The sequence below is a fragment of the Thermodesulfovibrionales bacterium genome, assembly GCA_035622735.1.
In the GTDB taxonomy this organism is placed as follows: Bacteria; Nitrospirota; Thermodesulfovibrionia; order Thermodesulfovibrionales; family UBA9159; genus DASPUT01.
Window position 1 is genome coordinate 1 of sequence record DASPUT010000073.1, and the last position, 11,003, is coordinate 11,003.

General features: G+C 53.2%; 8 protein-coding genes. 7 read left to right on the top strand and 1 reads right to left on the bottom strand.

Features of this window, described 5'->3' with window-relative positions:
* Positions 1-214: 214 nt before the first annotated feature.
* The gene (locus tag VEI96_03970; protein HXX57133.1) at positions 215-574 is read right to left on the bottom strand and encodes a hypothetical protein; all 360 of its coding nucleotides are present in this window, start codon (positions 572-574) and stop codon (positions 215-217) included.
* Between the two features lie 265 nt (positions 575-839).
* On the opposite strand from VEI96_03970, the gene VEI96_03975 reads away from it, so the two are divergent.
* From VEI96_03975 to VEI96_04005, 7 genes are all read left to right on the top strand, one after another.
* Positions 840-1,142 carry a P-II family nitrogen regulator gene (locus tag VEI96_03975; GenBank protein ID HXX57134.1) on the top strand — a complete coding sequence of 101 codons (303 nt, stop codon included), beginning with the start codon at positions 840-842 and terminating at the stop codon, positions 1,140-1,142.
* Between the two features lie 320 nt (positions 1,143-1,462).
* On the top strand, positions 1,463-1,852 hold the full coding sequence (locus tag VEI96_03980; protein HXX57135.1) for a FixH family protein: 390 nt from the start codon (positions 1,463-1,465) through the stop codon (positions 1,850-1,852).
* 6 nt (positions 1,853-1,858) lie between these two features.
* The gene (locus VEI96_03985) at positions 1,859-3,172 is read left to right on the top strand and encodes a TolC family protein (GenBank protein ID HXX57136.1); all 1,314 of its coding nucleotides are present in this window, start codon (positions 1,859-1,861) and stop codon (positions 3,170-3,172) included.
* A complete protein-coding gene (locus tag VEI96_03990; GenBank protein HXX57137.1) occupies positions 3,169-4,413 on the top strand; it encodes an efflux RND transporter periplasmic adaptor subunit in 1,245 nt (414 codons plus the stop codon). Before VEI96_03985 ends, VEI96_03990 begins: the two co-directional genes overlap by 4 nt.
* 56 nt (positions 4,414-4,469) lie before the next feature.
* Positions 4,470-7,700 carry a CusA/CzcA family heavy metal efflux RND transporter gene (locus VEI96_03995; protein HXX57138.1) on the top strand — a complete coding sequence of 1,077 codons (3,231 nt, stop codon included), beginning with the start codon at positions 4,470-4,472 and terminating at the stop codon, positions 7,698-7,700.
* 126 nt (positions 7,701-7,826) lie between these two features.
* Complete coding sequence (locus tag VEI96_04000) at positions 7,827-9,002, top strand: DUF1343 domain-containing protein (GenBank protein ID HXX57139.1); 1,176 nt, start codon at positions 7,827-7,829, stop codon at positions 9,000-9,002.
* Positions 8,995-10,863: a phosphotransferase gene (locus VEI96_04005; GenBank protein HXX57140.1), complete on the top strand. Its 1,869-nt coding sequence runs from the start codon at positions 8,995-8,997 to the stop codon at positions 10,861-10,863. The genes VEI96_04000 and VEI96_04005 overlap by 8 nt, the downstream gene beginning before the upstream one ends.
* Positions 10,864-11,003: the final 140 nt, after the last annotated feature.

Here is an 11,003-nt window from a genome sequence, read left to right on the forward strand (position 1 = left end):
TCGATCATCGAAAGAGCGATTCTGTCTTTCACCGAGCCGCCCGGGTTCTGTCCCTCGAGCTTCGCCCATATCTCCGCATAGCCGGCGCTGACCATTCGGTTAATCTTTACGAGCGGCGTATTGCCGATAAGGCTCAATATATTTCTCATGGCTATGCCTCTGTCTCTCAGTTTACCACTAGGTCTCTTTGCAATAGTCAGAGAAGTTGTCCTCCTCAGCGAACCAACGCGCCCTCATCTGCCACCAGGTCCTGAGGGATAAACGCCCCTTCCTGAACTGCCAAGTAGAGACCGAGGTGCCCCTCTTCGTCGAAACCGAATGTGAGCGTCTCTCCGCTGAGTACGGAAACCGTATATGCCAAGTCCCCCAGCTTCTCCCTCAGAGACATCAACGTTCTCTCCTCCAGGTCGTAAAGCTCAAGGATATCGACAATATCCTCGAGGTCCCCCGTGTTGTAAGATTCCAGGAGAATCCTGTCAGGGTACCTCCCGAGAGGCAACCGCTCTTTGGCTTTCCTGATCTGATGCCTCAACCTTTCCAAGCAGAGACCATAAATCTTTACCGAATCATCCATGTCTTTGCACGCTCCTTCTGAAGTTTCATTGGAAAAAGCAATCCTCATGCCAGGTCCTTGACCATCGAAATTGCAGGGCTATGGGATGAGGTATCCCATCCGATGATTACTTTTTGCTCATGGTGATTACAATATAACCGCGTCGTCGTCCGCAACCGCAACGGTTTTCGGCTGGGTTGTGCTTCCCTAATGGAAGGGCTGTGATATGATTTTAAATAGAAGAAGTTGCAACCGTTCTCAGAATGAGATACATGAGGAGGTCATCATGAAACTGGTGAATGCCGTCGTCAGGACAACGTCTCTTGAACGTATCGTGAAATCCCTTGAAACCTTAGGCATAAGACAACTGACGATATTGGAGATTAAGGGGGTCGGCGAACAGGCACAGGTATTCACCTCTTATTCGGTCTATAAGATGATACAGATGATTATTCCCGATGAAAGCGTAAACGAAATTAGCAGCGTAATCCTTGACAATGCCCACACCGGTCTTGCCGGTGATGGATACATCGCTGTGCTGCCGATCGAGAGCCTCATAGACATACAGACCATGGAAAAGATCGGGTGACCGTTCGCCGGATAGTGTTCGCGAATTTCTCGACCTCATGTGCATGCCGCCGCTACTCCACGGTAATTCATAGTATCTCCATCTTTTATTCATAAGTTCTTCATTTTATCGATGCTAATCTACGAGTGACATTATCTATCTGCGAAGGAGGTGCGGTGAATGCGGGAAGTGCGAGCAACGGATTATTCGAAATGCGAGCCATTCTTCTGTTGACAAGCGGGCAGCCGTATGGGATATTTGTGTAGGTCAATCGCGATGCGATGACTTTTCCGAACAAAGTTGTTGGAAACTATTGATTACGATAAATCCGGAGGTTAGAGATGAAAAGGTTTTTAGCAGCAGCTTCAGTCCTGCTCCTTCTCGCAGGCGTGGCATATGCGAAGGATTATGAGGTGGCGAAGAAGGCCGGCGACTATAGTGTCGTTGTGAGGATAGACAAGAATCCGCCTGTTGTCGGTGATAACAATGCCACCGTCGAGATTAAGGACGCTTCGGGCAAGAATGTGACCGACGCCAAGGTGTTGATCGATTATTCAATGCCCGCGATGCCGGGGATGCCCGCGATGAACTATAAGGCCGACGCTGAATTGAAGGGGAACGAATACAAGGCAAAGATGACCCTCTCGATGGCCGGCTCTTGGAACGTGACGATTAAGATCGCAAGGGCGGGAAAGACTTCTTCGATGAAGTTTACGATTGATGCGAAGTAAGAGGGCATGAAGACAGAGGAATACAGAGCACAGATCAAGGCCCCGCGGGGACGTCTCAGAGAGGTTGCGATTGGTGTTCTGTTTTCCCTCTTCCTGTTTCTGCACCCGGCCGATGCTTCCGATGAGGTCCTGAACCTGCAGGACCTTATCAGTGAGGCGCTGAAGAACAACCACGAAATCCTCATCTCGGAAACGAAGACCGCTGCGTCCGGATTCAGGATTCCGCAGGCAAAGAGCCTCCCTGATCCCCTTTTTACGTTCGGTTACCAGAACGAAGGGTTCAAGCAATACACGTACGGAAAAGATCAGATGTCGTGGTATACGTTTTCCGCCTCTCAGACGATCCCCTTCCCGGGAAAACTCTCGCTCAAGGGTGAGATGGCGTCGCAGGAAGCCGAGGGCTTCAAGGCATCTTACCTCGGGACAAGGCTGATGACGATAGAGAAAGTGAAGGAGCTCTATTACGACCTCTTCCTCGCTTACAAGAACATCGATCTCATCAGGGACAGGTCCGTTCTCTTTTCGAGGATAGAGGATGCGGCGACAGCCCGGTACTCAGCCGGGATGGGCGTGCAGCAGGAGGTCCTGATGGCGCAGACGGAGAAGTATATGCTCCTCGAAAAAGAGGAGATGCTGAAGCAGAAGATACAGTCCGTTGAGGCCATGCTCAATACCACGGTAGGCAGGGATGTCACATCTCCCCTGGGCAGGCCCGTCGAGCCGGTCAGGACGGAGCTGTTCGTGACCATGGATGAGCTTTTGAAAACCCATATCGAACATTCGCCCTTCGTAAAGGAGAAGGAGCGGATGGTCGCTGCCGCAGAGGCGAAGGTGAAGATGGCTGAAAAAGATTACTATCCCGACTTCACGCTGACAGGCAGCATAATGCCCCGGGCGGGAGACTTCCAGGATATGTGGAGTCTCACGACGACGATCAATATCCCGATCTTTTACCAGACGAAGCAGAGGCAGGCTGTTCTGGAGGCGAAGGCACTGTTATCCACAGCCGAACACGAACTCCAATCCACGAAGATCATGCTTTCTTCAACGATCAGGGATAACTATTCAATGACGAAGACGGCAGAGAGACTCATGGGATTATACAAGGACGGTCTCATCCCCAAGACATACCAGGATTTCGAATCGGCCCTTGCAGGGTACACGTCGGGAAAGGTCGAGTCCATAACGGTCATCTCGCGGCTTAAGAGCCTTCTCGACGTTGAGACGTTATACTGGGGGCAGTTCATCGAGAGGGAAAAAGCGATAGCGAGGCTTCAGGCGATAGCAGAAACGACTGAGACCGGGGACCTGCAGAGATGAATAGGAGATACGCGGTCATCGTCATTATTTTGGTCCTCCTCTCAGGACTCATTTTCGCTCTGTCACGTACGGATTTCGTCCAGGAATCTATCGGTGGAAAGTCGCGGCATCTCACCCCGCCTTCCCCAGCCGCTCCAGCTCAGGAACACCAGGCGCATGCACCGGGGGATGAAAAGCCGAACGTCCAGCCCGGGGGGAAAGAGGCGCAGACGGAAAAGGAGGTTCCGACGATAGAAATTCCCTCGGAAAAGCAGCAGATGATAGGGGTTAAGACAACGGTGGTCGCTGTGAGACCTCTCGAGAAGATCATCAAAACTGTCGGCAAGATCGAATACGACGAGAGAAGACTGGCCACGGTGAATACCAAGGTAGAAGGCTGGATCGAGAAGCTCCTTGTCGACTATACGGGGAAACATGTGAAGAAGGGGGAGCCTCTCGCCGACATCTACAGCCCCGAACTCATCGCGACCCAGCAGGAATTCCTGAATGTGGTGAAATGGGCAAGAAAGAGCGGCGACGTCAAAGACGAAACTATCGGGAGAATGCTCTCGCGTGATGCCGAAGCGATCGTCGAGGCCGCAAAGCAGAGGCTGAGGCTCTGGGACATATCGGATGACCAGATCAGGCGTATAGAGGAGTCGGGGAAGCCCGTCAGAACACTCACCATTTACAGTCCCGTCGACGGATATGTCGTGCAGAAGATGGCCGTCCGGGGGATGCGGGTCATGCCCGGCGAGAAACTCTTTGACGTCGCAGACCTCTCTTCGGTCTGGATCATCTCCGACATATACGAATACGAACTCCCGTTCGTCAAGGTAGGGGAAACGGCGAGGCTCAGTCTGACCTATTTCCCCGGCAAGGAATTCTCATCGAGAATAGATTATCTCTATCCTTCCCTTTCAGGTGAGACGAGGACGGCGAAGGTGAGGTTCGTTCTCCCCAATCCCGGCGGTCAGCTGAAACCCCAGATGTTTACCAATGTCGAAGTGAGGATCAACCTCGGGAGCAGGCTCGCGATACCGGATGATGCGATAATCGATACAGGTACCCGCCAAATCGTGTATGTCGACAGGGGCGATGGAATCTTTGAGCCCCGGGAGGTAATGCTCGGTATAAGGGCAGAAGGGTTCAAAGAGGTGCTTATGGGGCTAAAGGCTGGGGAGAAGGTTGCTTCATCGGCCACTTTCCTCATTGACTCAGAGGCACAGCTGAAGGGTGTAAAGCCTCTTGAAGGACATTAGCACTGAGCACAAGATAAGCTGATATCTCATAGTCCGTAAGCTGACAACTATAATATATGATTTCCAAAATCATCGAATACAGTGCACGGAACAAGTTCATCATCTTTCTCGTGGTGATTTTTCTTTGCGCCTGGGGATACTGGGCGCTGATGAAGACACCACTTGATGCCATACCGGACCTCAGCGACACGCAGGTCATCATCTTCACGGACTGGGCGGGAAGAAGCCCCGATCTCGTCGAAGACCAGATAACGTACCCAATAACATCAACCCTCCTCGCAGCGCCGAAGGTGCAGGCGGTACGGGGATTTTCCTTCTTAGGGAGTTCCTTTATCTATGTGATCTTCGAAGAGGGGACGAACATATATTGGGCAAGGAGCAGGGTCCTCGAATATCTCCAGTCGGTGAAGAACAAGCTCCCCGCGGACGTAAACCCCGTGCTCGGGCCCGACGCCTCCAGTGTGGGGTGGGGGTTCAGTTATGCCCTCGTCGACGAGAAGGGCGGGCATGACCTCTCACAACTCCGATCCCTGCAGGATTGGAACATCAAGCTCGCTCTCGAGAGTGTGCCCGGCGTATCCCAGGTGGCGAGTCTCGGCGGGTTCGTGAAGCAGTACCAGATAGCAATTGACCCCAACCGTCTTTCTGCCTATGACGTCTCCCTTATGAAGGTCATGGATGCCGTGCGGAAGAGCAACAATGACGTTGAGGGGAGGGTCCTCGAGATGTCCGGGGTCGAGTACATGGTGAGAGGCAGGGGGTACATAAAGGGCGTTAAGGATATCGAAGACATTACGGTCGGGACGAATGGTGCCGGGACTCCCATATTCCTCCGTGATGTTGCCAGCGTGCAACTCGGCCCAGAGATACGGAGAGGACTCGCCGATCTTGACGGCAGGGGAGAAGTTGCCGGAGGGATTGTCGTTGTCCGCTTCGGTGAAAATGTCCTCAACGTCATCGAACGGGTGAAGGAAAAAATCGAGAAGGATATCCAGCCTTCGTTACCGGAAGGAATCAGGATCGTCACGACCTATGACAGGTCGGACCTGATACACAGGTCCATTCACACCCTCAAAGATGAAATCATAAAACTCTCTCTCGCAGTGAGCGTCGTCTGCATTGTCTTCCTCTTCCACCTCCCGAGCGCTCTCGTGGTGATACTGACCCTGCCGGTGGCCATCATCATGTCTTTTATCTGCATGTATTACCTCGGAGTCACTTCAAATATCATGAGTTTGGGGGGCATTGCCATCGCGATAGGAGCGATGGTGGACGCATCCATCATCATGGTGGAGAACGCCCACAAGAAGATGGAGGACTGGGTTTGTGACCGCATAAAGGGGTGCACCAGGCTGGATGTGATCATCGATGCCTCAAAGGAAGTCGGGCCGTCACTCTTCTTTTCTCTCCTCGTCATTACCGTGGGATTCTTCCCTATCTTCACCCTCCAGGCGCAGGCGGGAAGGCTCTTCAAGCCTCTGGCGTATACAAAGACCTTTGCCATGCTCTTTTCGTCATTTCTCGCCGTCACCCTCACGCCGGTGCTCATGAGTATGTTCGTGCGCGAGGACATCCCGTTCCTTAAGAGAATACCGTTCCTCAAGTACCTCTTCACCATATACCCCGAGGAAAACCATCCGGTCAGTATCATCCTGAGGAAAGCCTATGAGCCCGTAGCTCGGTTTGCCCTCCGCTTCAAGTTTGCGGTGATCCTCGTGGCCGTCATTATCGTTGCTGTGACCGTGATCCCCTACAAAAGACTCGGTTCCGAGTTCATGCCTCCCCTCTATGAGGGGTCCCTTCTCTATATGCCCGTAACGGTGCCGGCCGCATCCGTTTCCGTTGCGGGGCAGCTTCTCCAGATGCAGGACAGGATACTCATGGGTATCCCCGAGGTGTCACAGGTCTTCGGAAAGGCGGGCCGCGCTGAAACCGCGACAGACCCGGCGCCACTCGAGATGTTCGAGACCGTGGTGAACCTGAAACCGGAGAAGGAATGGCGGAAAGACATGGACGTGGAAAAGCTCAAGAATGAGATGAACGATGCCCTCCAGATACCGGGGGTCGCAAACTCTTTTACGATGCCGATAAAGAACCGAATCGATATGCTGGCGACCGGCATCAGGACACCTGTCGGCGTCAAGGTGCTTGGACCGAAGCTCGACGTGATCGAAAAAATTTCTACCGACGTGGAAAATGTCATTAAGAGCGTGCCCGGTACGAGGAGCGCGTATGCGGAAAGAGTCACAACCGGGTATTTCCTCGACATCAAGCCGAAGCGTGAAGAGATTGCGCGGTACGGCCTTTCGATGGACGATGTCCAGACCGTAGTCGCCAGTACGCTCGGAGGCATGAACCTCACAACGACTGTGGAGGGCAGAGAGCGGTATCCGGTCAATGTCCGGTACGCGAGAGAACTGAGGAATGACGTGGAGAAGATAAAGAGGATATTTGTCCCCGTGAACATGAGGAGTAACACCTCCGGCATGCAGGGCAGCGCGAAGCCGGACGGCATCGCCCATATACCCCTCGGTGAGCTTGCCGACGTGGGAATCGTGAAGGGTCCCACATCGATTAAGAGCGAGGAAGGGCTCCTCGCGAACTATGTCTATGTTGATTTCTCCGGTCGTGACGTGGGCGGTTACGTGGAAGAAGCGAAGAATAAGGTGGCATCCTCCGTGAAGTTGCCCGAGGGTTACCGGCTCCGATGGAGCGGTGAGTATGAATTCCTGGTGAAAACCCATGACCGCTTGAAGCTGGTCATCCCGCTCACAGCCCTTATCATTTTTCTACTCATCTATTTCAATACCAGGTCTGCAACAAAGACGATGATCGTCCTCCTCGCTGTTCCCTTTTCGCTTGTGGGCTCTTTTTGGCTTCTTTATTTTCTGAATTACAACATGAGCATCGCTGTCTGGGTCGGCATTATAGCCCTTGCCGGTCTCGATGCAGAGACCGGGGTCATAATGCTCCTCTATCTCGAACTCGCGTATGAAGAGTGGAGGCGGGAAGGGAGGCTGAAGTCTCCCGATGACCTCAGGGAAGCGGTAATGCACGGCGCCGTAAAGAGGATACGGCCTAAGATCATGACGGTGAGCGTCATCCTGGCAGGGCTTATACCGATCATGTTTAGTCACGGTGCGGGATCTGATGTCATGAAACGAATCGCTGCGCCGATGGTCGGCGGAGTGATTACGTCCACAATACTGGAGCTCATCATCTATCCGGCTATTTACATGATCTGGAAGGGAAGGGCGTTTCGGAAGAAAACAGCGGAAGCCTTGTAGCATTCGTTAATTCCCCTTTTCCTCTCTGGCACCTGTCATTCTCCTACGTCATGTACCCGTCGCGTAAGCTCGTTTGTCAGTGCGTAGAGAAAAATGGTAGAGTATGCCGCCGGAGGAGAATCTGCCATGTCGGTGAAGACCGGACTCGATCTGTTCGAAAAACATTGGCCAAAACGCTTCAGGGGCGCGAGGGTAGGGCTCGTGGTCCATCCTGCGTCGGTTAACAGAAATCTCGATCATGCCGCGGACCTCTTTCTCCAATCGACGAGGTGCAGATTGACCGCGCTCTTCGGTCCCCAGCACGGGATCCGCGGAGAGACACAGGACAATATGGTGGAATGGAAGGGGTTCCGCGACGGGAAGAGGGGTCTCCCCGTCTTCAGTCTCTATGGAGCGACCCGGCAACCGCGGCCTTCCGTGCTGAAAGATCTCGATCTCATCGTGATAGATCTCCAGGATGTCGGTTCACGGTATTACACATTCATCTGGACCATGGATCTTTGTATGCAGGCATGTATCGAAGAGGGCAAGCCCGTAGTCGTCCTTGACCGGCCGAACCCTCTCAGCGGAGCTGTTATCGAAGGAACGGTCCTCAATCCGCATTATGCTTCTTTTGTAGGAAACAGGCCCCTCCCGGTACGTCACGGCATGACCGTGGGGGAAATTGCATGGTATCTCAAAGATGAATTCTACCCGTCCCTCGATCTCCATATCATTTCCATGGAGCGATGGAAGCGGAAGATGTGGTTTGATGACACCGCTCTCCCTTGGGTAATGCCTTCTCCGAACATGCCGACGCTTGATTCGGCGACTGTCTATCCGGGAGCCTGCCTCCTTGAAGGCACGCTCCTCAGTGAAGGCCGCGGAACGACAAGGCCCTTCGAGATATTCGGTGCGCCCTTCATAGATCCCGATGCGCTCATAAAGGAGCTGAAGCAGTTCGGGCTTCCCGGTGTCGCCTTCAGGCCGATTTTTTTCGAGCCGACCTTTCAGAAGCATTCGTCAAGGCTCTGCGGCGGAGCTCAGATACACGTTACGGACAGGAGCCGTTTCAGACCTTTCAAGACAGGTGTCGCTGTGCTGAAGGCGGTCCATGACCTCTATCCCGCCCGCTTCCGATGGAAAAACCCTCCCTACGAATATGAGAGAGAGAAGATGCCTATCGATATTCTTGCCGGCACGGATAAGCTCAGGAAGGGGATAGAGAAAGGCCGGAGCCTAACGTTCATGGAGGAATTGTGGAGAGAAGAATGCCTCCATTTTCAGAAGACAGTGAGAAGAAGATTCTTGCTTTATGGCTGAACCGGTCAATATATTCATCCCTGCCGCGGGCTTGGGTGAAAGATTGAGGCCGATAACCTATGAGATTCCCAAGCCCCTTCTCCCCATTGCCGGCAGACCGGTCCTCGCAATTATCCTCGAAAGGCTTGCGTGCCATGCCAAACGTTTCGGGATGAACCTTCATTACAGGAAGGATGATCTTCAAGCGTGGATAGAGAGTTCAGCATTCCGTGAAGGGATCGTCCTCTTTCCCGAAGAGCCCCTCCTCGGTACGGGAGGCGCGCTGAAGAACGCAGAGGGCCTCCTCTCGGAAGGCGTGTTTCTCGTCCATAACTCAGACGTACTCTGCGACATGGACATCGAGAGACTCATCGAAGTGCACCGATCTTCGGAAAACGTCGTGACGCTTGCTGTTCACGATTTTCCGGATTTCAATACTGTTGCGGTTGACGGGGATGGTTTTCTGAGGGGTGTCGGAGTCTCCCTAATTCATGATCAGGGCGAAACGAGACGAGTCGCCTTCACCGGCATAGCTGCCTACAGCCCCGACTTCCTGAAATTCCTTCCCAAAGGCGTATCGAGTGTCGTGGATGCCTGGTTGTATGCTCTCAAGTCAGGCATGCGAATCGGAACCCATGATGTGAGCGGCTGTTACTGGAGCGACATCGGGACCCCGTCTGCGTATGCTGCAGCTGTCGTCGAAGCCATGAGGGCAGATGGCGAGATTGTCTACATCCATTCCACGGCAAGGGGCTGCCGTCATGTTGCAATGGACGGATATGTCGTGATGGAGGAAAAATCATCTGCAGAGCACGGCGTCTCGCTGAGAAATTGCATCCTTTTACCGGGGTCGCGCCTGACCGCGGGCGGATCCTTTGAGAACAGCATCATCGGCCCCGCCTTCGAAATACCTCTGAAAGAAGGGGAGATGCTCTCACCGTCGGGAGATGGCAATATCATTCCTATCGGTTCGGGAGGATCGGAAAGGAAGTATTACCGCTTGCGCGAGGGGAAGCGTTCCTCCGTGCTCGTGCAGTTTGGTAGCGGCAGTGAGGATTTCGATCGGCACATCGCATATACTGACTTCTTCCGGAGATATAGCGTCCCTGTTCCCGCCCTCCTGAGGCTGGATAGGGAACGGGGGGAGGCTGTTTTCGAAGACCTCGGGGATCTTTCGCTCTATGGCTGGCTCAAATGTCCGCGTTCTGTAGAAGAGACCCTCAGGCTCTACCGGAAGGTTCTGGACATCGCAGTCACGATGCATACTGATGTCACTGATCACGTCGCTGAATGTCCCCAATTAACGGAGAAGCTTTTTGACTATGACCATCTGCGGTGGGAGACGGGATATTTTGGGGAGAACTTCGTTTTAGGGCTGAGAGGCATGAGGATGAAAGACAGTTCCCTGCTCGAAAAGGATCTTCACCTGCTCGCGAGGAAGGCGGATTCTCTTCCCAAGACCGTGATCCACAGGGATTTTCAGAGTCAGAACATCATGGTAACGAAGGTAGAGATACCGAGAGTCATCGATTATCAGGGGGCAAGAATCGGTCCGCCGGCTTATGACATCGCCTCTCTCCTCTGGGACCCCTATTACCGTATCCAGGAAACGCTGAGGGAAAGGCTGTTGGATTATTATGTCGGGCGGATGGAGGCGAAGGGCGCCTCAGGGTTCGATGAAGAGACTTTCAGATCGGCCCTTCTTCCCTGCCGCCTCCAGAGACATATGCAAGCCCTTGGTGCGTACGCCTTTCTTTCCGTCGTGAAGGGGAAAAGATATTTCCTGAAGCATGTGGAGGAAGGGGTAAGACTTCTCAAGGAAGACATCGAGGCCGCAAGGGAAGAGTATCCATCCCTGTATGAAGTGGCTTCGCAATTATAGCAGGAATAACAGAGGATCGTTGCAATGACGAATCGGAATTACGTTCTCCTTCTCCTCCTTTCGGTCAACCTCCTGAACTATATCGACAGGCAGGTGCTCTATGCTGTCTTCCCCCTTATTAAAGCAGATATGAGGCTGTC

What these genes read in the sequence shown, in the direction of transcription:
- VEI96_03970 (HXX57133.1), bottom strand. Translation starts at nt 574, where the DNA reads ATGGATGATTCGGTAAAGATTTATGGTCTCTGCTTGGAAAGGTTGAGG.
- VEI96_03975 (HXX57134.1), top strand. Translation starts at nt 840, where the DNA reads ATGAAACTGGTGAATGCCGTCGTCAGGACAACGTCTCTTGAACGTATC.
- VEI96_03980 (HXX57135.1), top strand. Translation starts at nt 1,463, where the DNA reads ATGAAAAGGTTTTTAGCAGCAGCTTCAGTCCTGCTCCTTCTCGCAGGC.
- VEI96_03985 (HXX57136.1), top strand. Translation starts at nt 1,859, where the DNA reads ATGAAGACAGAGGAATACAGAGCACAGATCAAGGCCCCGCGGGGACGT.
- VEI96_03990 (HXX57137.1), top strand. Translation starts at nt 3,169, where the DNA reads ATGAATAGGAGATACGCGGTCATCGTCATTATTTTGGTCCTCCTCTCA.
- VEI96_03995 (HXX57138.1), top strand. Translation starts at nt 4,470, where the DNA reads ATGATTTCCAAAATCATCGAATACAGTGCACGGAACAAGTTCATCATC.
- VEI96_04000 (HXX57139.1), top strand. Translation starts at nt 7,827, where the DNA reads ATGTCGGTGAAGACCGGACTCGATCTGTTCGAAAAACATTGGCCAAAA.
- VEI96_04005 (HXX57140.1), top strand. Translation starts at nt 8,995, where the DNA reads ATGGCTGAACCGGTCAATATATTCATCCCTGCCGCGGGCTTGGGTGAA.